At 49.3% G+C, this 25,343-nt stretch carries 29 protein-coding genes; 12 read left to right on the plus strand and 17 right to left on the minus strand.

Annotated features, from left to right (window positions below; translation table 11 throughout):
* Positions 1-198: 198 nt before the first annotated feature.
* Positions 199-1,371 carry a sugar transporter gene (locus tag HMPREF2952_RS08650; RefSeq protein WP_070695533.1) on the minus strand — a complete coding sequence of 391 codons (1,173 nt, stop codon included), beginning with the start codon at positions 1,369-1,371 and terminating at the stop codon, positions 199-201.
* A 144-nt stretch (positions 1,372-1,515) separates the two neighbouring features.
* Between HMPREF2952_RS08650 and HMPREF2952_RS08655 the strand changes: the two genes are divergently transcribed.
* Positions 1,516-1,725, plus strand: a complete 210-nt coding sequence (locus tag HMPREF2952_RS08655) for a heavy-metal-associated domain-containing protein (protein ID WP_004519826.1) — start codon at positions 1,516-1,518, stop codon at positions 1,723-1,725.
* A gap of 246 nt (positions 1,726-1,971) precedes the next feature.
* Here HMPREF2952_RS08655 and cueR read toward each other — a convergent pair whose 3' ends face one another.
* The gene (gene cueR / locus HMPREF2952_RS08660; protein ID WP_004519824.1) at positions 1,972-2,364 is read right to left on the minus strand and encodes a Cu(I)-responsive transcriptional regulator; all 393 of its coding nucleotides are present in this window, start codon (positions 2,362-2,364) and stop codon (positions 1,972-1,974) included.
* Positions 2,365-2,511: 147 nt separating this feature from the next.
* Here cueR and HMPREF2952_RS08665 point away from each other — a divergent pair, with 147 nt between their 5' ends.
* The 6 genes from HMPREF2952_RS08665 (at position 2,512) to HMPREF2952_RS08690 (ending at position 7,010) form a co-directional block, all read left to right on the plus strand.
* Positions 2,512-2,721 carry a heavy-metal-associated domain-containing protein gene (locus HMPREF2952_RS08665; RefSeq protein WP_070695535.1) on the plus strand — a complete coding sequence of 70 codons (210 nt, stop codon included), beginning with the start codon at positions 2,512-2,514 and terminating at the stop codon, positions 2,719-2,721.
* 99 nt (positions 2,722-2,820) lie between these two features.
* On the plus strand, positions 2,821-4,983 hold the full coding sequence (locus HMPREF2952_RS08670) for a heavy metal translocating P-type ATPase (protein ID WP_070695537.1): 2,163 nt from the start codon (positions 2,821-2,823) through the stop codon (positions 4,981-4,983).
* Between the two features lie 71 nt (positions 4,984-5,054).
* Positions 5,055-5,537, plus strand: a complete 483-nt coding sequence (locus HMPREF2952_RS08675; RefSeq protein ID WP_070695539.1) for an SEL1-like repeat protein — start codon at positions 5,055-5,057, stop codon at positions 5,535-5,537.
* Between the two features lie 91 nt (positions 5,538-5,628).
* A complete protein-coding gene (locus HMPREF2952_RS08680) occupies positions 5,629-5,886 on the plus strand; it encodes a hypothetical protein (RefSeq protein ID WP_070587765.1) in 258 nt (85 codons plus the stop codon).
* Between the two features lie 122 nt (positions 5,887-6,008).
* Positions 6,009-6,575: an SGNH/GDSL hydrolase family protein gene (locus HMPREF2952_RS08685; protein WP_070695541.1), complete on the plus strand. Its 567-nt coding sequence runs from the start codon at positions 6,009-6,011 to the stop codon at positions 6,573-6,575.
* A 120-nt stretch (positions 6,576-6,695) separates the two neighbouring features.
* Complete coding sequence (locus HMPREF2952_RS08690; protein ID WP_070695543.1) at positions 6,696-7,010, plus strand: CsbD family protein; 315 nt, start codon at positions 6,696-6,698, stop codon at positions 7,008-7,010.
* 64 nt (positions 7,011-7,074) lie between these two features.
* On the opposite strand, the gene trpD is transcribed toward HMPREF2952_RS08690, so the two are convergent.
* On the minus strand, positions 7,075-8,103 hold the full coding sequence (gene trpD, locus HMPREF2952_RS08695) for an anthranilate phosphoribosyltransferase (protein ID WP_070695545.1): 1,029 nt from the start codon (positions 8,101-8,103) through the stop codon (positions 7,075-7,077).
* Between the two features lie 88 nt (positions 8,104-8,191).
* Positions 8,192-8,782 (minus strand): aminodeoxychorismate/anthranilate synthase component II, encoded by a 591-nt coding sequence (locus tag HMPREF2952_RS08700; RefSeq protein WP_003683598.1) that lies wholly within the window; start codon positions 8,780-8,782, stop codon positions 8,192-8,194.
* Between the two features lie 175 nt (positions 8,783-8,957).
* Here HMPREF2952_RS08700 and HMPREF2952_RS08705 point away from each other — a divergent pair, with 175 nt between their 5' ends.
* The 3 genes from HMPREF2952_RS08705 to kdsA all read left to right on the plus strand — a co-directional run bounded on the left by HMPREF2952_RS08705 (position 8,958) and on the right by kdsA (position 11,878).
* Positions 8,958-10,499 (plus strand): YdgA family protein, encoded by a 1,542-nt coding sequence (locus HMPREF2952_RS08705; protein WP_070695547.1) that lies wholly within the window; start codon positions 8,958-8,960, stop codon positions 10,497-10,499.
* 78 nt (positions 10,500-10,577) lie between these two features.
* On the plus strand, positions 10,578-10,961 hold the full coding sequence (gene panD / locus HMPREF2952_RS08710; RefSeq protein ID WP_003678944.1) for an aspartate 1-decarboxylase: 384 nt from the start codon (positions 10,578-10,580) through the stop codon (positions 10,959-10,961).
* Between the two features lie 74 nt (positions 10,962-11,035).
* Positions 11,036-11,878 (plus strand): 3-deoxy-8-phosphooctulonate synthase, encoded by an 843-nt coding sequence (gene kdsA, locus HMPREF2952_RS08715; RefSeq protein WP_004519813.1) that lies wholly within the window; start codon positions 11,036-11,038, stop codon positions 11,876-11,878.
* A gap of 69 nt (positions 11,879-11,947) precedes the next feature.
* Here kdsA and HMPREF2952_RS08720 read toward each other — a convergent pair whose 3' ends face one another.
* From HMPREF2952_RS08720 to HMPREF2952_RS08750, 7 genes are all read right to left on the minus strand, one after another.
* A complete protein-coding gene (locus HMPREF2952_RS08720) occupies positions 11,948-12,394 on the minus strand; it encodes a hypothetical protein (RefSeq protein ID WP_004519812.1) in 447 nt (148 codons plus the stop codon).
* Positions 12,395-12,482: 88 nt separating this feature from the next.
* Positions 12,483-14,459, minus strand: a complete 1,977-nt coding sequence (gene mutL, locus HMPREF2952_RS08725; protein ID WP_070695549.1) for a DNA mismatch repair endonuclease MutL — start codon at positions 14,457-14,459, stop codon at positions 12,483-12,485.
* 36 nt (positions 14,460-14,495) lie between these two features.
* Positions 14,496-14,978 carry a GNAT family N-acetyltransferase gene (locus HMPREF2952_RS08730; protein ID WP_003747064.1) on the minus strand — a complete coding sequence of 161 codons (483 nt, stop codon included), beginning with the start codon at positions 14,976-14,978 and terminating at the stop codon, positions 14,496-14,498.
* A 72-nt stretch (positions 14,979-15,050) separates the two neighbouring features.
* Positions 15,051-16,187 carry a 5-(carboxyamino)imidazole ribonucleotide synthase gene (locus HMPREF2952_RS08735; protein ID WP_070695551.1) on the minus strand — a complete coding sequence of 379 codons (1,137 nt, stop codon included), beginning with the start codon at positions 16,185-16,187 and terminating at the stop codon, positions 15,051-15,053.
* Between the two features lie 83 nt (positions 16,188-16,270).
* On the minus strand, positions 16,271-16,840 hold the full coding sequence (locus HMPREF2952_RS08740; RefSeq protein ID WP_070695553.1) for an RNA 2'-phosphotransferase: 570 nt from the start codon (positions 16,838-16,840) through the stop codon (positions 16,271-16,273).
* Positions 16,841-16,883: 43 nt separating this feature from the next.
* Positions 16,884-18,359 carry an anthranilate synthase component I gene (trpE, locus tag HMPREF2952_RS08745; RefSeq protein WP_070695555.1) on the minus strand — a complete coding sequence of 492 codons (1,476 nt, stop codon included), beginning with the start codon at positions 18,357-18,359 and terminating at the stop codon, positions 16,884-16,886.
* A gap of 135 nt (positions 18,360-18,494) precedes the next feature.
* Positions 18,495-18,872, minus strand: coding sequence for a hypothetical protein (locus tag HMPREF2952_RS08750; protein ID WP_070695557.1), 378 nt, complete (start codon positions 18,870-18,872; stop codon positions 18,495-18,497).
* 136 nt (positions 18,873-19,008) lie between these two features.
* On the opposite strand from HMPREF2952_RS08750, the gene HMPREF2952_RS08755 reads away from it, so the two are divergent.
* The gene (locus HMPREF2952_RS08755) at positions 19,009-19,629 is read left to right on the plus strand and encodes a Smr/MutS family protein (protein ID WP_070460868.1); all 621 of its coding nucleotides are present in this window, start codon (positions 19,009-19,011) and stop codon (positions 19,627-19,629) included.
* A gap of 52 nt (positions 19,630-19,681) precedes the next feature.
* Here HMPREF2952_RS08755 and HMPREF2952_RS08760 read toward each other — a convergent pair whose 3' ends face one another.
* The 6 genes from HMPREF2952_RS08760 to dnaB form a co-directional block, all read right to left on the minus strand.
* Positions 19,682-20,170 carry a PilX family type IV pilin gene (locus tag HMPREF2952_RS08760; RefSeq protein WP_070460866.1) on the minus strand — a complete coding sequence of 163 codons (489 nt, stop codon included), beginning with the start codon at positions 20,168-20,170 and terminating at the stop codon, positions 19,682-19,684.
* Positions 20,171-20,174: 4 nt separating this feature from the next.
* Positions 20,175-20,720, minus strand: a complete 546-nt coding sequence (locus HMPREF2952_RS08765; protein ID WP_070460864.1) for a pilus assembly PilX family protein — start codon at positions 20,718-20,720, stop codon at positions 20,175-20,177.
* The gene (locus HMPREF2952_RS08770; protein ID WP_070695559.1) at positions 20,699-21,634 is read right to left on the minus strand and encodes a PilW family protein; all 936 of its coding nucleotides are present in this window, start codon (positions 21,632-21,634) and stop codon (positions 20,699-20,701) included. The genes HMPREF2952_RS08765 and HMPREF2952_RS08770 overlap by 22 nt, the downstream gene beginning before the upstream one ends.
* A 2-nt stretch (positions 21,635-21,636) precedes the next feature.
* Positions 21,637-22,284 (minus strand): type IV pilus modification protein PilV, encoded by a 648-nt coding sequence (gene pilV, locus HMPREF2952_RS08775; RefSeq protein WP_191620578.1) that lies wholly within the window; start codon positions 22,282-22,284, stop codon positions 21,637-21,639.
* Between the two features lie 12 nt (positions 22,285-22,296).
* Positions 22,297-22,965, minus strand: a complete 669-nt coding sequence (locus tag HMPREF2952_RS08780; RefSeq protein ID WP_070695561.1) for a pilus assembly FimT family protein — start codon at positions 22,963-22,965, stop codon at positions 22,297-22,299.
* Positions 22,966-23,121: 156 nt separating this feature from the next.
* Positions 23,122-24,528: a replicative DNA helicase gene (gene dnaB / locus HMPREF2952_RS08785; RefSeq protein WP_036490624.1), complete on the minus strand. Its 1,407-nt coding sequence runs from the start codon at positions 24,526-24,528 to the stop codon at positions 23,122-23,124.
* Positions 24,529-24,682: 154 nt separating this feature from the next.
* On the opposite strand from dnaB, the gene HMPREF2952_RS08790 reads away from it, so the two are divergent.
* Positions 24,683-25,264 (plus strand): superoxide dismutase, encoded by a 582-nt coding sequence (locus HMPREF2952_RS08790; protein ID WP_003683473.1) that lies wholly within the window; start codon positions 24,683-24,685, stop codon positions 25,262-25,264.
* The last annotated feature ends 79 nt before the right edge of the window (positions 25,265-25,343 follow it).

A 25,343-nucleotide genomic window follows, 5' to 3' on the forward strand; every position in this document is an offset into this window, starting at 1 on the left:
CAGTATATTTGTAATTTGATGTAGTGTAAACAAATTGTAAATTGTTTTTTAGAAATGAAATGAAAACCGGATAAGCAGCAAGAAAACTGCTTATCCGGCGGAATGAAGATCCATCGTGGGTTAATAAGAATCAGGACAAATCGGTAAAACTGCCAAAATTACGGCCGGGTCAGTAATACCATCCTGATTTATATGGATTTAAACATTTTGCGTCAGATTGTCTTGTTCCTTAAACAACAAACCGCAAACGGCCAGACCTGCCGCCGCCAGCAAGGCTCCGGCAATGCCGATATTGGAAAGGCCGAACCAGACGGTCACATAATGTCCCAAAAGCGCACCACCGCCGATACCGACATTGTACAAACCTGAATAAATCGAGTTGGCCACATCTGTCGCATCGGAAGCAAACGACAATACTTTTGAGACCATGCCCAAGCTGACGATGACGATGGCCACGCCCCAAATAAACACCAGCGCGTACACCGCATAAGGGAAAGCGGCAAACGGCAGAAGCAGCAGGGCGGATAGCAGGATGACCGCCACCGCGCCGAGCATAAACAAACGTTGCGCTTTGGCAAACCATTTGCCGAATAGATAAGATGCGGCAAATCCTGCCAAACCGTACAGGCTTAAGACTATTGTTACTTGTTCTGCCTTAAATCCGCCAACTTGCAACACAAAAGGCTCGATATAGCTGTATGCCGTGAAATGTGCCGTAATAATCAACACCGTCATTGCATAGAGCAGCATCAGGTTGCGGCGTTTGAACAAACTCGGCAGACTGCTTAAAGAGCCGGTATTTTGGCTTGGTAAAGCAGGCAGGTTTTTGGCCAACACCAGCATTACGCCGGCAGCACAGACCCCGATCAGCAGGAAGCTGAGCTGCCAGCCGAAGTATTGCCCGACCACGCGCCCCAGCGGAATACCCAAAACCATCGCCAAAACCGTACCCGTACTGAGCAAGCCCAGAGCCTGATTGGTTTTGCCCGTGGGCGCAAGCCGTACCGCCAAAGAAGCCGTAATCGACCAAAAGACCGCGTGTGTCAGCGCAATCCCGATACGGCTGACCAAGAGGATGTTGAAGTTCCAAGAAAAGAACGACAGCGCGTGAAACAGCGCAAACAGTGCAAACAGCATCAGCAATAATTTGCGCCGTTCGATGTTTTTCGTCATCAGCATCAGCGGCAGCGATAGGAGCGCAACAATCCATGCATACACCGTAATCATCATGCCCACTTCCGTTGCCGGTTTGCCAAAGCTCTGACCGATGTCGCTCAAAAGCGCAATCGGAATGTATTCGGTGGTATTGAAAATAAATGCACCCACCGCCAGCGCGCATACGCTAACCCATTGTTTGAATGTTGAAGTCATTATTATGTCCGTTTGATGAAGCAAAGGGCGTTATTGTACGCCTATCTGCATTTTTCAGACGGCCTTAATGAAGAATTTGCAAGCTGTTTGTGTAAGGAGTAAAGTATTTGGCAACCATATTTGTGTGAATGAAAGGAAATACAAATGCAAACTGTTACCCTCAATATCGACGGCATGACCTGCGGCGGCTGCGTGAAAAGCGTAACCCGTCTTTTGGAAGGCGTAGAAGGCGTGGAAAAAGCAGAAGTCAGCTTGGAAAACAAAAATGCAGTGATTACTTTTGATGAAAGCAAGACAGATACCGATGCGCTGATTGATGCCGTAGAAGACGGCGGATACGATGTGGCTTTGTAACCGATAAGCGTATTTTGAAAAGGCCGTCTGAAACGCTTCAGACGGCCTCTGTCTCTTGATAACTTACTTTTTGCCATTATTTGGATTACACCGCCACACGGGTAAACAAAAGTTTTCGCGCATATCTGAAGCAAAGCGGCGGCAAGTGGCTGCCGTATTACGACGAGGCCTGTACCAAACCGTTAGCGGCCGACTAAGGCTACCTGAAACTTTTCAGGTAGCCTGTTTCTATTCTGCCCAAGCCGCCTAACTCTCCTCCAGCCCGGCCAAAATCGAACAATCCGGGAAGTCGTCTCCCGCGCAGGCATCGTGCCAACGTTGCAGCTCGGCCACCATGCCCTGCAAGCGTTCGATTTTGGCTTCCAGCTCGGCGATGTGCCGCGCGGTGAGCGTTTTCACTTCGCGGCTGGTACGCTGCGGGTTGTGTTGCAGGCTCAAAAGCTGCCCGATCTGCGGCAGCGAAAAGCCCACTTCCCGCGCATGGCGGATAAAGCGCAGCCGGACAAGGTCGGCCTGTCCGTAGCGGCGGTAGCCCGCTTCGCTGCGCGCGGCTGGGGCGATTAGGCCGTGCTTTTCGTAGTCGCGGATTTGTTTGGCGGAAAGGCCGCTCTCGGCCGCGGCCTGGCTGATGTTCATCATGATGCTTGACCTTTACTTCGGGTAAAGCTTTATAGTGGCGGCACTTAGCGGGAAAGCAAGAGCAGACCCATCATTTCAGGTTACCTGAAAGCTTTGGCTGCAACGGGCTTTAAAACCTCAGCCTCATTCCAACAGAAAGGAAACCCTATGCAAACCATCACATTAAACATCGAAGGCATGACCTGCGGCGGCTGCGTGAAAAGCGTTACCAGCATCATCGAAGGCGTAAACGGCGTGGACAAGGCCGAAGTGAGCCTGGAAAACAAGAATGCCGTCGTGGAATTCGACCCCGCCCAAACCAACCCCGCCGCGCTGATAGAAGCGGTGGAAGACGGCGGCTTTGATGCGGCTTTGTAAATCGAATCGCAACAAATCGACTGCAACACCCCAAAGGCTACCTGAAAACCCTGCTCCGCTTTTTTCAGGTAGCCCAACCACATTCAGAAGGAAGAAACCATGCAACAAAAAGTCCGTTTCCAAATCGAAGGCATGACCTGTCAGGCCTGCGCTTCGCGTATTGAAAAAGTGTTGAACAAAAAAGATTTTGTCGAATCGGCAGGGGTGAACTTTGCCAGCGAGGAAGCGCAGGTTACGTTTGATGACAGCAAAACTTCCGCTGCCGACATTGCCAAAATCATTGAGAAAACCGGTTACGGCGCGAAGGAAAAAACGGAAGACGCGCTGCCGCAGCCCGAAGAAACAGCGCATGTAAGCTGGAGGCTGTGGCTTTTGCTGGTCATCAATATTCCGTTCTTAATCGGCATGGCAGGCATGATGATCGGGCGGCACGATTGGATGATTCCGCCGATGTGGCAATTTGTGCTGGCAAGCATAGTGCAACTTTGGCTGGCCATCCCGTTTTACAAAAGCGCGTGGGCGAGCATTAAAGGCGGGCTAGCGAATATGGATGTGCTGGTTACCATCGGTACAGTGTCGATTTATCTGTATTCTGTCTATATGCTGTTTTTCAGTCCGCATGCGGCGCACGGCATGGCGCATGTGTATTTTGAAGCAGGCGTGATGGTGATTGGTTTTGTGTCGCTGGGCAAATTTTTGGAACACCGCACCAAAAAATCCAGCTTGAACAGCTTGGGCTTGCTGCTCAAACTCACGCCGACCCAAGTCAATGTACAACGCAACGGCGAATGGCAACAGCTTCCCATCGACCAAGTGCAAATCGGCGACCTTATCCGCGCCAATCACGGCGAACGCATTGCCGCCGACGGCATTATTGAAAGCGGCAGCGGTTGGGCGGACGAGAGCCACCTTACCGGCGAATCCAATCCCGAAGAGAAAAAGGCAGGCGGCAAAGTGTTGGCAGGCGCGCTGATGACCGAAGGCAGCGTGGTGTACCGCGCCACGCAGCTCGGCAGCCAAACCCTGCTCGGCGACATGATGAATGCGCTCTCTGAAGCACAAGGCAGTAAAGCACCGATTGCGCGCGTAGCCGATAAAGCAGCGGCGGTGTTTGTGCCAACTGTTGTGGGCATTGCGCTTTTGACTTTTATCATTACTTGGCTGATTAAAGGAGATTGGACGGTTGCGCTGATGCACGCCGTTGCCGTTTTGGTGATTGCCTGCCCGTGCGCGCTTGGTCTGGCAACCCCTGCCGCGATTATGGTCGGCATGGGCAAAGCGGTGAAACACGGTATTTGGTTCAAAGACGCGGCGGCGATGGAAGAAGCCGCCCACGTCGATGCCGTCGTATTGGACAAAACCGGCACGCTGACCGAAGGCAGACCGCAGGTTGCCGCCGTTTATTGCGTACCCGACAGCGGCTTTGACGAAGACGCTTTGTACCGCATCGCCGCCGCCGTCGAACAAAACGCCGCCCACCCGCTCGCCCGCGCCATCGTTTCCGCCGCCCAAGCGCGCGGTTTGGACATTCCCGCCGCACAAAACGCGCAAACCGTTGTCGGCGCAGGCATTACCGCCGAAGTGGAAGGCGTGGGTTTGGTGAAAGCAGGCAAAGCCGAATTTGCCGAATTGACCTTGCCGAAGTTTTCAGACGGCGTTTGGGACATTGCAAGCATTGTTGCAGTCTCGGTCGATAACAAACCTATCGGCGCATTCGCACTTGCCGACGCGTTGAAAGCCGATACCGCTGAAGCCATAGGCCGTCTGAAAAAACACAATATCGATGTCTATATTATGAGCGGCGACAACCAAGGCACGGTCGAATATGTCGCCAAACAACTGGGCATCGCACACGCCTTCGGCAATATGAGTCCGCGCGACAAAGCCGCCGAAGTGCAGAAACTCAAAGCCGCCGGCAAAACCGTGGCGATGGTCGGCGACGGCATCAACGACGCGCCCGCGCTCGCCGCCGCCAACGTCAGCTTCGCCATGAAAGGCGGTGCGGACGTTGCCGAACACACCGCATCCGCCACACTGATGCAGCATTCGGTCAACCAGCTCGCCGATGCCCTGCTGGTGTCGCAGGCAACTTTGAAAAACATCAAGCAAAACCTGTTTTTCGCCTTCTTCTACAATATCTTGGGCATTCCGCTCGCCGCACTCGGCTTTTTAAACCCCGTCATCGCAGGCGCGGCAATGGCGGCAAGCTCGGTTTCGGTATTGGGTAATGCCTTGCGCCTGAAACGGGTGAATATTGAGTGATAATATAAAGGCCGTCTGAAGACTGTTTTTTCAGACGGCCTGTCATCAAATATTTTTGGAGAAATAATCAGATGAAAACACTTCGTTTATTGTTTGGTTTAGCATTGGTTGCTACTGGGTTTAGCGTGCAGGCTGGGGATTACAGCGAGAAGCAGCACGATAAGCTGATACGGGAATGCAATCGGAACAATCTGGAGAGTTGCGTCACTGCGGCCATTTGGATGCGCGATTATCTTGAAGCGCCTGCTCATGCTTATCCGTTTCTGAAAAAAGCCTGCGATGGCGGCAATATGCGCGGCTGCAATGTTTTGGGTAATCTGTATCTCAATCCGTCCAGCGGTTTAGGCATGGATTATGCCGCCGCGGTCAAGCTCTACGAACGGGCCTGTAAAGGCGGTTATGAAAATGCCTGTACCAATCTTGAAGAAACTAAAGCAGAGATGGCGCAAGGCAATACATCAGACCGCGACAGCCGTTTAAACCAACTGAGCGAATCTTGTGCTTTGGAAAACGAATCCGCTTGCCAGGCATTAATGCTGGAAATGCAACGTTGAGCGTCACGCTGAGGCCGTCTGAAACATTGTTTTTTCAGACGGCCTTTAATCCATATTTTCTGATTTTGAGACTCAAGCGGGAGTATGTTGTATGGACATGATGTTGTTTACCAATATTGTATTGATTGTTTTATGTATTTTTACCATGTTGCTGGTGTGGTCGCGCAACTGGAAACGCAAGCAGGCGTATTTTGAGAAAATCAAAAGCAATCCGGAAAACCTCAAATGGGTTGGGCAAAATTTGACCGGTCAGGAATGGAAGGATTTGAAAGTCGTAAGCGACCGTTTTGGGCTGCCCATGTTGCAGGCCAAGCAATTAATTGATTTTTATAAAAACAGTCAGCGTTAATTGATGATTTAACGATAGAACTTGACTGAAGTTAAGGCCGTTTGAAATAGCACTCTTATAATAATATAAGTGATATTTCAGACGGCCTTGCTGTTGATTCAAATAAAGGGAGGAGAACAAAAATGACCGTTTACTTGATCGGCGACTCCGTGCGGCTTGCTTCGGAGCCTTACACGCGCGCCGCTTTGCCTGAGGCGGATATTGTTTCTCCATCGGAAAATTGCCGTTCGTCGCATGATGTGTTAGAGCATATCGGGCAATGGACAGAGGGCGCGACTGTGGGAGACATTATCCACATCAACTGCGGTTTGCACGACATCCGTCACAATCAAGGCTGTAATGAGCCGGTGGCCGATATAGAAACCTACCGCAACAACCTAACCCAAATTTTCGATTATCTGAAACAGACTGGGGCAAAAATTATTTGGGCGAGCAGTACGCCGTTTTTGGAAAGCGTACACAATATCGTCAAACCCTCGCGCCGCTATCTGGCTGATTTGAAGGCCTATAACCGTGTGGCGGAGGATTTGGCAAGACAATATGGCTTTGCCGTCAATGATTTATACAGCCTGATGTTTGAGCAGGATTTGACCGATGTGATGCTGTGTGACGGGCTTCATTTCAATGAGTTCGGTAGTAAGATGATAGGCGAGGCAGTAGCCGAAGCGATATTGAAACAGATGGATTAACCTGACTTAACTCGTTTTGTCATGTTTTGGCTTTCAGACGGCCTTTAAAGTTGAAGCGAAGTCCCCGATATAAGATAATGTAGCACTCATCCTATCAATATTTAATCCAGGAGTATGACCATGAGCGGCGAATTAGATAAAATCAGCGGTAAAGTAAAAGAAGTGGCTGGAGATGTATCCAGCAATGCTAAACTTGAAGCTGAAGGCTTGGCTCAACAAGGCGTTGGCAAAGTAAAAGAAGCAGCATCAGATATTGGAAGCAAAGCCAGTGACGCTTTAGAAGAAGGTAAAGCAAAAGGTTCGCAATTGTTTGAAGAAGCTAAAGAAAAAGCAACTGCTTTAGCCGATGAAGCCAAAGAGAAAGTAGCACACTTGGCTGAAGAAGCCAAAGAAAAAGCCGAAGGCTTGATTAATGATATTAAAAGCAAATTTTAATATTTAAAGAATAAAAGGCCGTCTGAAAGATTTTTCAGACGGCCTTTGTTTATGGTTTTAAAGCTTAGGCAAACTGTTTGCCAAATTCGATAAATTCGTCTTTTTTGGCTTTGGCTTTGCCGGAGTCGATGGCTTCTTGAGCAGCTTTGACGCCATCTGCCAGCGAAGTAACCACATTTCCTGCATAGAGCGCGGCGGCGGCATTGAGGACGACGATATCGCGTGCGGCACCGGTTTTGCCGTCCAGCACTTCGTTCATTTTTTGCAGGGATTCTTGCGCGTTTTCGACTTTGATTTCATCCAAATTGCGGCGGATTTCCATGCCAAAATCGGCCGGGCTGATGTCGTATTCGGTGATTTTGCCGTCTTTCAGTTCGGCAACACGGGTTTTGCCGGTCAGCGTGATTTCATCCAAACCGCCTTCGCCGCACACGACCAAAACATGTTTGGAGCCAAGCTGTTGCAATACGCGGGAAAGAATGCCGCACAAGTCGATGTGGAACACGCCCAAAAGTTGGTTTGCCGCACCGGCCGGATTGGTCAGCGGGCCCAAGATATTGAAGATGCTACGGAAACCGAGCGAACGGCGGACAGGAGCAACATAGCGCATGGCGCTGTGGTGGTTGGGCGCGAACATAAAGCCGATGCCGGTTTGCTGAATGCTTTGGGCAACCTGTTCGGGGTTGAGGTTGAGGTTGGCACCCATTTGTTCCATAACATCAGCAGCACCGCTGGATGAAGAAACGGAGCGGCCGCCGTGTTTGGCGACTTTCGCACCTGCCGCAGCCGCGACAAACATGGAAGTCGTGGAAATATTGAAGGTTTTGGCACCGTCGCCACCCGTGCCGACAATATCGACCAAGTCATCGGCGTTTTCCAGAGGCACTTTGGTGGCAAATTCGCGCATCACGCTGGCTGCGGCGGTAATCTCGGAAACGGTTTCAACTTTAATCCGCAGGCCGGTCAGAATGGCGGCGATTTGCTCGGGCGGAACTTGGCCGCTCATGATTTGGCGCATGAGGTCGGTCATTTCATCGTAGAAAAGTTCGTTGTTGCTGATGAGGCGTTCAATCGCTTGTTGAGGGGTAATCATGATTTTTCCTTTGTTCGTGTCCGATGTGATTCAGGCTGTCTGAAAATGCGGTTTGAACACTGTCAAACACCTTTCAGACGGCCTTTCATTAAGATTTTTGCGGACGATAGTCTTTAAATTCTTCCAGGAAGTTTTTCAGCATATCGTGGCCGTGTTCGGTCAGCAGGGCTTCGGGGTGGAACTGTACGCCTTCGACGGCATATTCTTTATGGCGTACGCCCATGATTTCGCCGTCTTCCGTCCATGCGGTAATTTCGAGGCAGTCGGGCAGGGTGGCGCGGTCGATGGCCAGGCTGTGGTAGCGCGTGCAGTTGACCGGATTGGGCAGATCTTTAAACATGCCTGTGCCGTGGTGGAAAACGGGGGAGACTTTGCCGTGCATCATCGTTTGCGCGCGCACGACATTACCGCCGAACGCTTCGCCCATGGTTTGATGGCCGAGGCACACGCCCATGACGGGCAGCCTGCCGGCAAAGTGCTGCATGGCTGCAACAGAAATGCCTGCTTCTTTAGGGGAACAAGGGCCGGGGCCGATGACCAGATATTGAGGTTTCAGGGCTTCGATTTCTTCGATGGTGATTTCATCGTTGCAGCGAACCAAAACTTCCTGCCCCAATTCGGCAAAGTATTGGACGATGTTGTAGGTGAAGCTGTCGTAATTATCAATGAATAAAAGCATTTGCAAACCTTTAATGACATTTTGGCAGACAGGGTAAGGCCTGCCAAAAGTGTAAAAATCGTTTATGTTTGCATAATATCACAATCTTTACCTAAAGGCCGTCTGAAACGGCGGATAAGACAAAACAGCTAAAAAATGCTATGCTTTACGCTTTGAACCTAATCTGTTTGAAGTGATGAAAAAGTATCTTATCCCGACTGCCGCCGTTGTTGTCGCCGCTGCGCTCGGCACGCCTTATTATCTTGGTGTCAAAGCGGAAGAAAGCCTGACCGAGCAGCAAAAGCTGTTGCAGGAATCCGGTTTCCTGACCGTTGAGTCCCACCAATACGATCGCGGCTGGTTCAGTTCAACCGAGACGACCGTCATCCGCCTCAAGCCGACCCTGCTTCAAAATACGCAAAAATATCTGCCGGACAATTTGAAAACCGTCCTGCAAGAGCCGATTACGGTCATCAACCACGTGACCCACGGCCCGTTTGCCGGCGGCTTCGGTACGCGTGCGCACGTGGAAACCGAGTTCCAATACCATCCGGAAACCAAAAAAGTTTTGGATCGCTTCTTCGGCCAGCAAACGCCGTTGACCATGACCAATACGGTTTATCTTTCCGGCGACGGCAAACTCAGCCTCAATATCCCCGCCTTCGACTATGAAGAGCTCTCCGGTATCAAGCTCAACTGGAAAGGCTTTGGCGGCAATACCGATTACAGCCAAGGCTTCAAAAGCTATCGCCACGATTACCTCGCGCCGTCTTTACAAGTCAAATTGGCCGACAAAGGCGATGTATCTTTGGAAAACCTGCGCTTCCAATCCGAAACGGAAGACGGCCTGACCAAGCTTGCTTTGGGCAAGAGCAGCATTACGCTGGATAAATTCCTGCTGCAATGGAAAGAAAACATCGATTACAACGTTAAGTTGAATGAGTTGGTCAACCTTGTGACCAACCTGCAAATCGGTGCATTCATCAATCCGACCGGCACGATTGCTCCGTCTAAAATCGAAGTCAGCAAACTGCGTTTCGATACGCAGACCGGCGAAGTCGATAAATTCATCAACAGTGAAGGCCGCTTCCAATTTGAAAGCCTGACTTATGGCGAAGACAAATACGGCCCTCTGGACATCAATGTCGCTGCCGAGCATTTGGATGCGGCATCACTTTTGGCATTGAAAAACAAAATTGCCGAAGTGTCCGTGAAGAAAATGAGCGAAGAAGAAATTCAGGCTTCCTTGATTCAGACGGCCAAAAACGAGGCTTCAGGCCTGTTCACCAACAATCCGGTTTTGAACGTCAAAACCTTCAAATTCACCATGCCTCATGGTGATGTCGATGTCAGCGGCAAACTCGCGTTTAAAGGTTTGGCAGCTAAAGACCTCAACAATTTGGGCGATATGCTGAAGAAAACCGAAGCTGACTTCAACATGAGCGTACCGCAAAAATTGTTGGAGCAGCTCGCCGTTAACCAAGTAAGCAGCCTGTTTAGCGTCAATGCCGAAGATGAAGCCGCAGGTCGTGCCAGCATCGACGATATCAACGAGACCTTGCGCCTGATGGTAGACAGCACCATCAAAAGTATGGCAAGAGAAAAATATTTGACCTTAGAAGACGATAATGTCAAAACCCATCTGACTCTGCAAAACAGCGAGTTGAAATTAAACGGAAAAGTTCTTCAAAGCGACCCGGAACCTGAGTTCGACGAATCAGACTTTCCCAATAACTAATCCTCAATCACACAAACAGCGGTTTTAACTTCTCTGAAGTTAAAACCGCAAATCAACCCACAATCAAAAAGGAAACCCATGTTCCGTACCATGCTCGGCGGCAAAATCCACCGTGCCACCGTTACCGAAGCCGACCTCAACTACGTCGGCAGCATTACCGTTGACCAAGACCTGCTGGATGCGGCAGGTATTTGCGTGAACGAAAAAGTCGCCATCGTCAACAATAACAACGGCGAACGTCTTGAAACCTACACCATTCCCGGCGAACGCGGTAGCGGCGTCGTTTGCTTGAATGGCGCGGCCGCGCGTTTGGTTCAAAAAGGCGACATCGTAATTATCATGTCTTACGTCATGTTGTCCGAACCCGAAATTGCAGCGCATGAGCCGAAAGTCGTCCTCGTCGATGAGAACAATAAAATCCGCGACGTGATTTCTTATGAGCCGCCGCACACCGTGTTGTAATATTCAAACAAAGGCCGTCTGAAACGTTTCAGACGGCCTGTTTCCCAAATTCAACTTATCTGAAAGGCTTCGCCGTGAATATCCAAATCAACAACATCACTGTCAGCAACGATGCGCCCTTTACCCTTTTCGGCGGCATCAATGTCCTTGAAGACCTCGACTCTACGCTGAAAGCCTGTGAGCAATACGTTAAAGTAACCGATAAACTCGGCATCCCTTACGTTTTTAAAGCCTCTTTCGACAAGGCAAACCGCTCTTCCATCCACTCTTTCCGCGGTGTAGGTCTGGACGAAGGCATGAAGATTTTTCAAGCGGTGAAGCGCGAGTTTAACGTTCCCGTGATTACCGATGTTCACGAGCCTTACCAATGCCAGCCGGTTGCCGAAGTCTGCGATGTCATCCAGTTGCCTGCCTTCTTGGCACGCCAAACCGATTTGGTGGTGGCAATGGCGAAAACCGGCAATGTCATTAACATCAAAAAGCCGCAATTCCTCAGCCCTTCTCAAATGAAAAACATTGTGGAGAAATTCCAAGAAGCAGGCAACGATCAAATCATTTTGTGCGAACGCGGCGCAAACTTCGGCTACGACAATTTGGTGGTCGATATGCTCGGCTTTGGCGTGATGAAAAAAACGTGTAACAACCTGCCCGTTATTTTTGACGTAACCCATTCCCTGCAAACACGCGAATCCGGTGCCGCAGCATCAGGCGGCCGTCGCACCCAAGTATTGGACTTGGCGCTTGCCGGTATGGCAACCCACTTGGCCGGTTTGTTCCTTGAATCCCATGCCAATCCCGACCAAGCCAAATGTGATGGCCCAAGCGCATTGCCGCTTGCGCAATTGGAAGATTTCCTGACCCGTGTTAAAGCAATCGATGAAACCGTGAAATCGTTTGCGCCTATGGATATTCGTTAAAGGCAAATAAGTTAAAAGGCCGTCTGAACATTTTTTCAGACGGCCTTTTGTATTTTTTATTGCATTTATTCAAAACTCACAAGTAAAGCGATAGAGTTTTTCAGCAATTAAATTGTTTTTTATTTCAAACCATTGCAGTTCTTCGGAAGATAGGACTCCATATGCACTCAATTGATCCTTACTGTCAAAAAATGCAAAGTCTTCATATGCCATTTTTTGATTTTCACAGTCAATTTGGAGTTTAAAACGAGCTTTAATATAGTCCTTTCCTATCATATTCTTTTGACTATTTATTGAGTTATTTTTAGGCAGTGGCTTAGCTTTCTTATGACGTATCTCCATCAATAAACTTTGGGGTGAAAGCGATCGGATAAGAGTATTACCGTAGATCGATTTACTTTTATCGGGATAAGAATGGATTAATTGCCAATATTCAGGTTTGTCATATCTTATTTTTTCTGCATAAACAGGTTGTATCAATAAGGTGATCAGTATGAAAAATAGGGTTTTATTCATAGACGAGATTTTGCAAATAAGCTATCTAAAAACACATATTGATGTTTTCAGGGAGCTTTAAAGCTTTTGACTGCTCTTTATTACTGTATTACTGTCCGCGTAAAAACAACGCATCCAATTCTTTTAAAGTCAGTTTGACCCATGTCGGACGGCCGTGATTGCACTGGTTGCTACGCGGTGTGTTTTCCATATCGCGCAGGAGTGCGTTCATTTCGGGCAAAGTCAGTTGGCGGCCGGCGCGGACTGAGCCGTGGCAGGACATGGTGGCGAGGATGTGGTTTTCGTGTTCCTCGATGGTTTGGCTGCTGCCGACTTGGGCGAGTTCGCCCAATACATCTTTGGCCAGTGAAACGACGTCGGCTTTGCCGAGCATGGCGGGAACTGCGCGGACGGCAAGGGTATTGCCGCCCATGTCGGACAATTCCAGGCCAAAGCCTGCCAGCGTTTCGGCGTGATCGGCAAGGGAGGCGCATTCTTCGTGGGACGCGGCGAAGGTAACGGGGATGAGCAAGCGTTGGCTTTGCAGGTTGCCGTTTTCCTGACGTTGGAGTTTCATTTTCTCGTAGTTGACGCGTTCGGCGGCAGCGTGCATATCGATGAGCAACAGGCTGTCTTCGGCTTGGGCAAGGATGTAGATGCCTAAGAGTTGGGCGATGGCGAAGCCTAGTGGCGGCAGTTCGGATTGGGAGGGAAGGCCGTCTGAAAGCGGCGTATCTGTTTGGGGAGTAGGCGTTTCAGACGGCATATTACCGAAACATGCCTGCTCGAATTGGCTCAACTCAAGGTCGATGTCGTCGGTTTTTTTGTAGAGCTCGGCGTAAGTATTCATGGCCGCGCGGCTTTCGCGCAGAGACAGGCTGCGTTGTTGCGGCGCACGCGAGGCTTGGTAGGGCATGGGCGCGGTTTTGCCTGATGGACCAAAGGCATTGCGTGTATCGGGTTTGTTGCCTGTTGGGTAGTTGGATGCGCTATCAAACAGATTTTCGCTGTTGTTTTCAGACGGCATTGGTGCAGGAGTAACGCCGGTAATGTCATGCAACACTTCGCCTGCATTGCTGACGCTTTCGGTCAGGTCGGCGCGTGTATCGGCAAGGGCTTTGTTGAGCGTGTGGAACACGAGTTGGTGCACCTGCTGGCTGTCGTGGAAGCGGATCTCTGTTTTGGTCGGGTGGACGTTGACATCCACGGCTTCGGGCGGCAGGTCGAGGAAGAGGACGAAAGCAGGCGTCAGCGCGTTGTGCAATACGTCGCGGTATGCCTGCTTGACGGCATGGAGCATGACTTTGTCGCGGACAAAACGATGGTTGACGAAGCAGTATTGTTTGTCGGTTTTGCCTTTGGCAAAGGTCGGCTTGGCAATCGCGCCATAAAGCCGCAGCGCGCCATTGCCGCTGTCAATTTCCAATGAGGCCGTCTGAAAATCATCGCCGACAATGGCGGCAATCCGTTCATGCAGGCTTTGTGCAGGAAGTTTGAATACTTGTTTGCTGTCGCGTTTGAGTGAGAAGGCAATGTGCGGATGCGCCAGAGCGAGGCGTTCGAGCATGGTGGCGCAGTGGGCGTATTCGGTGTTTTCAGATTTGAGGAACTTGCGCCGCGCGGGGGTATTGAAGAAGAGTTCGGCAGCTTCGATGGTGGTGCCGACGGGGTGGGCGGCTACCGTAGGGCTGCTGAGTTTGCCGTCTTCTGCTTTGACTTGGGTCGCGTGCGAACTGTCTTCTTGGCGGCTGGTCAGGGTCAGGCGGCTGACGGAGGCGATGCTTGCCAAGCCTTCGCCGCGAAAGCCCATGCTGGCAACGTGTTCCAAATCGTTTAAGGTTTTGATTTTGCTGGTGGCATGGCGGTGGAGCGCAAGCTCGATGTCGTCCGGATGGATACCGCTGCCGTTGTCGCTGACGCGAATCAGGCGGATGCCGCCGCCTGCCAGCTCGACATCAATCACTGTCGCGCCTGCATCGATACTGTTTTCAACGATTTCTTTCAAGGCGTTGGCAGGGCGTTCGACCACTTCTCCGGCGGCGATTTGGTTGACGAGATGGTCGGGCAGGGCGGCAATTCGGGACATCGGTTTCTTTCAAAAAAGCAACGGCAGAAGAGAAAATTACAGGTATTTGCGCATCAATTCGCATTCGACGCGGACGGTTTTGTTCAGCTGCAACACGGCAGTACCGAGCGATTCGTAGCGGTTAAGTCGATAAAAAGGTACGGAATTGAGCGAGGCATACAGTTTGAGAAAGCTGAGGCCTGCATTTCGTGCCATTTCTTCGGCACGGCTGAGCAGGGCCGTACCCAAGCCGAGATTGTGGAAGAGCGGATGGACGTATAAGGCGTCCAATTGCGCTTCTTTGAAATCGACTTGGAAGAAGCCTTGAATCAGCCCTTTGTATTCGACCACCCACAATGCTTTGTTTTTATCGGAGATGGTTTCCAAATAGCTGTTGATGTCGAGCAGACTTTCCCATGCGTGCATAATGGTTTCATCGTAACTGCGGATGCAGGCGTATTGAACGGCATGCAGATGGGCGTTGTGTATGGCTTGGCAGTCTTTTTCGGTTGCCGGACGGAGGATGGTCAGAAGGCTCATGGCGGATGGTCGGAAAAATTGATTTCAGACGGCCTTTGGCAATCAAAGGCCGTCTGAAAAAAGTGGGTAAGGTTACAGGCTTTGATGTAAGGTTTGTGCAGTTTGGAACGCGTTGTCCGCATCGTTGGCCAAGACGGTAAAGTGGCCCATTTTTCGGCCTTTGCGCGCGGCTTTTTTACCGTAAAGATGCAGATGTGCGTTCGGGTTGCTTTGCAGCGGCAGCCATTCGGGTTCGCCGCCGTCTTCCTTCCAAACGTCACCCAAAATATTCGCCATACAGCAAGAACTCAGTAATTTAGTGTCAGCCGGAGGCAGGTTGCACATCAGGCGGACCTGTTGCTGGAATTGGTCTGTCGCGCAGGCGTCGATGGTATGGTGGCCGGAATTGTGCGGACGCGGGGCGATTTCGTTGACGACCAATTCATGCGTGTCGCCGACAACAAACATTTCTACTGCCAATACGCCGACGTAGTTCAATTCATCGGCCAAACGCTGCGCCATTTGTCGCGCCTGTTGCTGCACGTCGGCACTCAGTCGTGCAGGGACGATAGAGTAGGCGAGGATACCGTTTTCGTGAATATTTTCGGCAGGGTCGAAAGTTAGCACTTTGTCATTGTTCAGACGGCATACGATAACGGAAATCTCGCCGCGCAAGTCCACCATTTTTTCTAAAACGCAATCCACGCCGCCGTGTTCGGCAAATGCGGCTTTGAGTTCATCCAATGTTTTTACGCGGATTTGGCCTTTGCCGTCATAGCCCAAAGTGGCAGTTTTCAGGATGCCGGGCAAAAATTGCACGCTTTCTTCAGTGATGTCTTCGGCTTTGCAAACTGCTTGATACGGCGCGGTTTGCAGGCCTGCTTTGCGTATCCATGCCTTTTCCTGAATGCGGTTTTGCGCGATGGCAACGCAGTCGCCACTAGGGGAAACATTGGTGTGTTTGGCGAGAAAACGCATCGCGTCGGCATTGACGTTTTCAAACTCGGTCGTAACAGCCGCGCATTTTGCCAATTCTTCCAAAGCGGTCGGGTCATCAAACGGCGCACACAAATGGCGGTCGGCAAATTCCGCTGCCGGCGCATTCGGGTCGGGATCGAGTACGGTTACTTTGTAGCCCATGGTTTTGGCAGCAACAGTAAACATTCTGCCTAATTGTCCGCCGCCAAGAATGCCGAGCATAGCAGGAGGGAGGATGGGGGATGTGTTCATGGATAATCGCTTTATGAAGAAATTGTGTAGGGTGTTTGCAGGCCGTCTGAAAATGGTTTTACGGCTTTAGACGGCCTGGTGTTTTAAAGTTTGCCGATAAATTGCGGCGGAACGTTTTCAGTTAACCATACGCCGTTGTCCGCCAAATAAAATTGATGCCCTGCCGCAAGCATGGCGACAGTGTCGATGGCCAATCCAACCGGCTTGCCGTGGCGGGAGCCGACTTTAACGGCTGTTGCGGCATCGGCAGATAGATGAACAAAATGGCGCGAGGCAGAATGCAGGCCTTGCTCCAAAATAGACGGAACAGAGCGTTCAGCCGTACCGTGATACAAAATCTGAGGAGGTGTTGCCACTTTGTGTTCGACCTGAACTTGTGCCGTCGAATGACCTTGCGCAGCGCGGATGCGATTGCCGTCTTCGGAAATCGTAAATCGTTTTTTATCGTTGTTTTCGACCACTTCCAACAATACTTCGTAGGTCAGCGGATTGCCCGTAAAGCCGCGCTCGGGATGGTTTACCTGCGTCAGTAAGGTATCAATATCCACCCAGCCGTCTTTATCCAAAGTAATGCCGATTTGCTCGGGATGATGGCGCAAGATAAAGCTGAGGAATTTGCTGATGGATTTTAGTTGTTTTTCGTTTAGTATCATAATCTTGTTGTTTAGTCATTTCAGAGCGCAGGCCGTCTGAAAATTATTTATCCAGCCCTTCTTGCACCATTTGCGCTGCACGGATTATTGCACGGGCTTTGTTTTGGGTTTCCTGCCATTCGGATGTTGGGTCTGAGTCGGCAACTACGCCTGCGCCGCTTTGGACGAAGAGTGTATTGTTTTTAATCACGGCAGTACGAATGGCAATGGCCAAGTCCATGTCGTTGTTGAAACTCCATACGCCGACTGCGCCGCCGTAGATGCCGCGTTTGCTCGGCTCGACTTCTTCGATGATTTCCATGGCGCGGACTTTGGGGGCTCCGGAAAGTGTGCCTGCGGGGAAGGTGGCGGCGAGGATGTCCATGTTGGTCATACCGTCTTTCAGACGGCCTTCGACGTTGGAGACGATGTGCATCACATGGGAGTATTTTTCAATCACCATTTTGTCGGTAACTTTGACTTCGCCGGTTTTACTGATGCGGCCGACGTCGTTGCGTCCTAAGTCAATCAACATGACGTGTTCGGCAATCTCTTTGGCATCGCTCAGCAGATCTTGCTCGTTGGCGAGGTCTTCGGCTGGTGTTTTGCCGCGCAGGCGTGTACCGGCGATAGGACGGACGATGACATCGTCGCGTTCGCGGCGGACGAGGATTTCGGGCGAAGAGCCGACAATATGGAAATCGCCGAAATCGTAGTAGAACATATACGGCGATGGGTTCAGCGTACGCAGGGCGCGGTAGAGGGCAAGCGGATTGTCGGTAAATTCCATGCTCATGCGTTGGCTGGGGACAACCTGCATGCAGTCGCCTGCAAAGATGTAGTCTTTGATTTTATTGACGCAGGCTTTGAAAGGTTCTTCTCCAAATTCGCTGACTGCTTGCGTCTGCTTGCTGCCGAGGGAAAGCGGGATGGCACAACTTTGGCGTAACTGGGTACGGATGTCTTCAAGACGTTCGCGTGCGCGTTCGTAGCCGTTGGCTTGAGACGGATCGGCATAAACAATCAGGTAGATTTTGCCGCTTAGGTTATCCACTACGGCAAGCTCTTGCGAGAGCATCAGGAGGATGTCGGGCGTACCGAGTGGATCGGCTTTGGCCGTATGTTTCAGGCGGTGCGCAAAATGTTCGAAATTGTAGATGGTTTCATAACCAAAGTAGCCGACCAGGCCGCCGGTAAAGCGCGGCAGGCTTGGGATTTCGGGCGTTTTGAAGCGGTTGTGGAAAGCTTCGATAAAGGGCAGGGGATTGCCGTCATGTTGTTCGATGATTTCGCCGTTTTGATATACATCGACATGTTTGCCGCTGGTTTTGAGATAGTGGCTGCAAGGCAGGCCGATGAAGGAATAGCGGCCAAAGCGTTCGCCACCGACAACGGATTCGAGCAGGTAGGTGAAAGGCTTGTTGGCAAGTTTGAGATAGATTGAGAGCGGTGTATCCAAATCGGCAAGCAGCTCTTGAACGAGTGGAATGCGGTTGTAACCTTGTGCGGCTTGGGCTTGGTATTCTTGTTTGCTGATCATCTTGATAAGTCTTTCAGACGGCCTGTTTTAGGGTGTTAAATCGTGTGAAGAGTATAGCATTTTATTAGGATTGTTGACAGTCTGAGCGCTATGTCAGATATGGAAAACGCCGTCTGAAAAAGACGGCGTAAGGTATCAGGCGAGGGTATCGGAAATTTTGTTTTTCCGGCTTCGTTTCCACTTGAAGACATAAGCGGCTACAACGGGAATCAGGGAGATAATGGATTTGAATGTCCAGCCTGAATACCATGTGCCTTCGGGAACGTCGCTTGCAAGCCAAGTGAAGTACGGCCACCAGCAGGCAACCAGGCTGCCGAGGAACAGCGGCCAAATATGACGGCTTAGGTTGCGTTGCCACAAGAGGAAGCATGCAATCGCCCAAATAAAGGTCAATACGGTAATCAGGAGGATGGTGTAGGCATCTGAAATCAGGATGGCGGCGAAGTAGTAGCTGAGTGCGACCCATAATAGGGCAAGTACCAAGACGATGATTTCTTCCGGGCGTTTAAACATATTTTCTCTCTTTTGTAAGACTGGCAATACGTTAATACTATACCCTAAACAAGAAGCGATGATAAGAGTCTTTCAGACGGTCTTGTAATCGGGTTTGCTATAATGTGCGCAATCAATTTTTTGGAAAGGACAAACCATGACGGCAAACTTTCAAGAAACGCTGAAGGCTTTGGGCAAACAGGTGAAAAAGGAAGCCGCGGAGCGGGAAGCCGAAGCGAAGGCTAAAAAGCTGGTAGAGGATGTAGATTTCAGCAAGGCGGTTGGCAAGGTTACGCCGTTGAAAAATGCCGGCAACTATTATGAACAGCCTCGTGATAAATCACCTATCAAGCCGCGACCTAAAGAAATGGCGACTTTGGAGCAGGAAGATTATTTTTATGTAGGCAGCGGCGGCTGGGAAGAACCGCCGGCTTCGTTCAGTAAAAACGGGCAGGGTAAAAATGATTTGATGCGTTTGCGAAACGGCCATTATCCCGTGGTGGCGGATGTAGATTTGCACGGCTATACGCAGGAAGAAGCGCAGCAGGTATTGAACGAATTTATTGAGTTTACGAAAAAACGCGGTGTTTGCGGCGAGATTGTCCACGGCAGCGGCTTGGGTTCTGCAGGCTATAAACCGGTTTTGAAAAATATGACGCGTCGCTGGTTGATGCAGCATCCTGATGTATTGGCTTATGTCGAGCCTCGACAAGGCAATGATGGCGCAGTCAGGATCTTGTTGAAACGCCAACGCCGAGACGATGATTGGAAACAGTAAAATATAAAAAGCAGTGTCGATAAAATGACACTGCTTTTTTATGGTTGTCAGACTAAGAAGATTTCTTTTTGGAAACCGATTCGCAACCTTTTCCATTGGTCATTGTGGTTTTGAAATCTTTGGCAGAATCCATATCAGTGCATTTGTAAGCATTGCCCAAACTATCCATCCAAACGGAAAGGGTGTAGCCAGTTTTTGTGGGAATGGCTTTCAAACGATAGGCTCGGCTTTTATTGGTATCAATCATTTCGGCAGAGTATTGGTATTTGTCTGCCAAATCTTTATGGCCTTTATATGAGGAAATAAAGTCATCCAACTTGGTTTTAATCTCATCAGTTTTCCACTTTGGATTTTTAACCATCTGGGTTTTAAAAGCAGAATTGATGGCAACTAACTCGGCATGCGCTTGTGATTGGTAGCCGCGTTCAATGTAGCGGTTGTAAGAGGGAATGGCAATGATGCTCAGAATGGCTAAGATGGCGACGGCAATCATCATCTCAACCAGCGTAAAGCCTAGTTGTTGGGTAGAGGTAGTATTCATTTTATTATTCGCTGGCAACGTAAGACTGAAGGACGACTTGGGTATTGGCATTCTTACCCCATGCTTTGGCAGTAACGCGGTAGGTAATTCGACCCTCGGTAGTTTTGCCTAAATATTCGATGATGTAGCGTGGATTGTTTGCGATGCCGCTTTTTTTATCTAAAGGATATTCCGTACCATTGGTGTCAATACACAGGCTTTTGTCGCATTTACGCTTCCAAGCATCTACGGTTGGGCTACCTTCTTCAGTAAAATCGCCATTGGATTTGACATTTGGTGTGGAACATAAACCTTTTTCACATTTTGCGGTAAAAGTAGTCTTTTTCCCTTCAATATCAAAAATTTGATTTTCACCTTCACGCAATGCCGCTTCGGCCAAAGTGGTTGTCAGTTTGCGGTCGGCATCGTTGGTGCTGATACGCTGTTCAGTATTGTAGGACTGGGTAGCTGTGACCACGAGCAGGGCGATGACGACCATCATCATTAAAACGATAAACAAAGCATAGCCCTGCTGCCGGTCAGGTTTGATTAGAGTGATCGGTCGGCGCATACGTTTCCTCCGCGGATAGTGGCATTAATATTATAGATATCGACTTTATTGTCTTGTTCTTTTGATGGGTCAATACTGCCGTTATTCAGTACGATTTGGATAGAAGCCGGAGACTTAGCCTCAGCTGAGATATCCAATGCGTTTTTGTAATCAAATGATTCTGTATTTACTCCGCTGGCAGATGCATTTTCAGAATTAGGACATTCTGCATAGATATAGTGGATATCCATGGTTGTAATGCCTTTAATCAACAGCTGCGGATTACTCCATGAGCCATCATTTGATAATTGGAAACGGAACAAACCGCTCTCTTCGCCAAGTTTGCCGACAGCGTAGGCAATTATTTCATGTTTCATGATGGCGATACTGCCGTCTTGATCAGAGTTGGTAATTTTTAAAGCCGATTTTGCCGCAGCCAAATCTTTAATTTCTGTGTGAGGTTTGGCAATACCGTAGCAGCTGCTGGCAATGGCAGTTTTTTCAGTTGAGTCTGCTTTGTCGATACCGTATTGGAACAGCAGGGCTTTGCCGGTTTGAGCAAAGCCGGTATAGCTTAATTTATTGATTTCTTTAACAGGTAACAGCTTATTAACACCGGCTGTTTTCAAGGCATATTCATCTGAGCTTTTGTCTTCTATTACTGCAGAGGCGGGAGAATTCGACATATTGAAGCAACCGAAATTGCCTGCCATACGCGCATCGCGGACGATCATATTGGCGGTGTTGCGCAAATCTTGCTGGATACCGATGCGGGAGTTGGCAGATTTGTTTAATCCGCGTGCAGTGAAGTAGGTGGAGCTGACAGCCATTAAGACGATCATACTGAGCAGACTGGCAACCAGAAATTCAAGGATGCTGAAACCGCGCATCGCGGTTTTATTGGGAATATGGTTGAGTAAGCGTTTATTGTTCATTGTTAGTCTCTTACGCGTGATTGGTAGGTATAGACAACGTGATGCCCCGATTTATTGAGATTTTTTGCGCTATTTTCTTCTTCGACATCTTGCAACCATAAAACTTTCACGATGGTCGTGTCGCCTTTGCCATCGCATTTTGCGTTAAACCCATTTTCGTAAGTCGGCTCTGCACCGGAAGAATCTTTACAGATGGTCGAGAAGACTTGGGCTTCGGGAAGGGCTTTGGCTAAGTCGGCCTTAAACTGGGCAATTTGCGCCTGCGCAAGTTGCGCTTTGGTCATTTTGGCTTCAAATTTTGCAGTTTGTTTAGAGTCTGATTTGAGGTAGGCATCGTAGGATTTTTTATAACGAGTAGTTTTTTCGCCTGCAGTATCGGTTTCTTCAGAGAGCGTCGGATTAATGAGCATGCCTTCAATCAAATTTTGCGTAATTTGGGCGACTGTGGTTTGATTTTCAGACTCACGCACGTTGGATACGGTACGTAATTGAACAGCCAGAAGGGCCAGTACGCCGATAGCAAGGACAAACATGGCAATCAAAACTTCAATCAGGGTCATGCCTGATTGAAGTTTTGGGGTAAAGCTTGATGAGCTCGTTTTCAGACGGCCTTTAAATGATCTGAGATGAGTAGGATTAGTAATGTTCATAAGATACCGTTGTTATTCTTTGGAAGTGTATTCACACATTTTGCGCTCATCGTTTTTAGCACAGATTTCGACATGCCCATTGCCATTGATTAAAAGTACGGTAGCACGGGCTTTCTTGGTTTCAGCATCGGTGGCGGATTTATCCGTCAGGCTGATTTTGATGTGGCCGTCTGAAAATTGATAATTCTTTCCATCGATTGAATGGCCAAATGTACCATTGGGAAGAAATCTCCACCAGACTTCTTTTGGAGCTGAAGCAGAGAGGGCAGAACGGTCATTGCCGATAGGGATATAGTTAAAGCTGTATTCCACTTTGTCAGTATCTCCATTAAGGATAATGGAGCGGATGGATAAATCGACAGTATCGTTTTGATAGCGTAAGTCTTCGTTTTTATCGGCGTAGGCCAACATACCATTACCGGCATATTTGGAATCGCAACCATTATTGGGCGAGCCATCGGATTTGATTTTGACCGGGCAGATGTAAACGGGAAGATTGAGACGGACGGCCTCATTTCGCGCGAAGCGCAGCAGATTGGCAATTTGCTCTGCTTGCGATGCTGCACGTCTGGAGGCAATCCATTGATTCATATTGGGAAGTGCGATGACGGCCATTACTGCTGCAATAGTAATGACGATCAGCAACTCAATTAGGGTGAAGCCTTTTTGTGTCTGATACATGAGTGATTTTTGGTAGTAATGTGTTGGGTAACTGACGTTTTCTCTTTTGCATTTGCCTGTGGCAATGCTTTTGCTTTTATTAGATTTATTTTAAACGATTTTGTAATGCGTGACTAATGAAATATGAAATTCGGTTAGTTTTTCAGACAATCTGTCTCAATCTTCCATCAACATGGATTCTGGAACATAGGCGGCATTATCAAATTTGGTAAATTGACCCATCCAAGTGAGGAATACTTTCCCGACGGGACCGTTACGGTGTTTACCGATAATACATTCCGCCAAGCCTTTTGCGGGTGATTCTGAGTTGTAGTATTCATCACGATACATAAACATAATCAAGTCGGCATCTTGTTCGATTGCGCCGGATTCACGCAAGTCGGACATCATCGGGCGTTTGTCGGTACGCTGCTCAACGGTACGGCTTAACTGCGACAGTGCAATGACGGGAACTTGCAATTCTTTGGCTAATGCTTTGAGTGAGCGGGAAATTTCGCCAAGCTCGGAAGCGCGGTTGTCAGAACGGCCGGAGCCTGACATTAATTGCAGGTAGTCGATGACGATCAAGCCCAATTTACCGTTGAACTGGCGGGCAAGACGACGGGCGCGGGCGCGCAGTTCGAGTGCAGTCAAACCCGGCGTTTCATCGATATACATGGGTGCATCGGAGAGTTTAACGACCGCCTCGTTCAGACGGCCCCAGTGTTCGTCTTGTAATCTGCCGGTTTTTAAAACGCTTTGATCCAAACGTCCGACAGAACCCAGCATACGCATAACCAGCTGCGCACCGCCCATTTCCATCGAGAATACGGCAACAGGCAGCTTGCCCTCTACGGCAACGTGTTCTGCGATGTTGATCGAAAAGGCGGTTTTACCCATGGAAGGACGGCCTGCGACGATGATCAAATCGCCCGGTTGGAGGCCTGATGTTTTTTTATCGAGGTCGATAAAGCCTGTCGATATACCGGTTACTTCATCAGGATTGTCGCGCGAATAAAGCATATCGATGCGCTCGACCACTTCTTTCAAAAGGTCGGGCATCTCAAGGAAGCCTTGTTTGGATTTGGCGGTACTTTCGGCAATTTGGAATACTTTGTTTTCCGCCTCGTCCAAAAGCTGACCTGCATCGCGCCCTTGTGGATTGTATGCGCTACGCGCAATTTCCGTGCCGACTTCGGCAAGCTGGCGCATGATGGAACGTTCTCGCACGATTTCGGCGTAGCGGCGGATATTGGCAGCGGATGGCGTGTTTTGCGCCAGTGTAATCAGATAGTTGAATCCGCCTGCTGCTTCCAATTCTTCATTGCGTTCCAAACTTTCTTGAACGGTAATGACGTCGGCAGGGCGGCTTTCGTTAATCAGGTTGGCAATGGCACGAAAAATCAGGCGGTGTTCGTGGCGGTAGAAATCCTCGCCGGAAACGACATCGGCAATACGGTCCCAAGCAGAATTTTCCAGCATCAGGCCGCCCAATACGGATTGCTCCGCTTCTGTGGAATGTGGCGGCAGTGATAATGCGCTGATTTCACGGTCTTCAGACGGCATATCGGAATAATTGCTCATGACGGGCATCTCTGGCTGGAAAATTGTAATCCGCTATTATAACGCAGTGTAAGTTCAATTGGTTTGTTTAGGCTAAAGCAGGTAAAATAGCTATGTTGTCAATATGACGACGTACACTACCAAAATATAAATATCAATAATTAGGAGCATAAAAATGGAACACAAGCTGCCACAATTGCCTTATGAACTGGATGCGTTATCTCCCCATCTGACCAAAGAAACTTTGGAGTTTCACTACGGCAAACACCATCAAACTTACATCACCAATTTGAACAATCAAATCAAAGGCACTGAGTTTGAAGAAATGCCTTTGGAAGAAATCGTGAAAAAATCTTCCGGCGGTATGTTCAACAACGCTGCCCAAACTTGGAACCACACTTTCTACTGGCTGGGCTTTACCCCTAAAGGCCAAGGCAAACCTGCCGGCGAATTGGCTGCAGCCATCGACGCCAAATGGGGCAGCTTCGAGAAATTTCAAGAAGCGTTCAATGCTTGCGCGGCCGGTACTTTCGGCTCCGGTTGGGCATGGTTGGTGAAAACACCTGCCGGTGAATTGGATCTGGTTTCTACTTCCAATGCAGGTACTCCGCTGACTACTGAAAACACTCCGCTGTTGACTTGCGACGTATGGGAACACGCCTACTACATCGACTACCGCAACAGCCGTCCTAACTACCTGAAAGGTTTCTGGGAAATTGTTAACTGGGATGAAGTTGCCAAACGCTTCGCCGCATAAAACGATATGAGTGAAAAGGCCGTCTGAAAATTTTTCAGACGGCCTGAAACCTTTGAACAATTAGCAGTACGTGCAATGG

Source organism: Neisseria sp. HMSC068C12 (genome assembly GCF_001814095.1).
Taxonomy (GTDB): Bacteria; Pseudomonadota; Gammaproteobacteria; order Burkholderiales; family Neisseriaceae; genus Neisseria; species Neisseria perflava.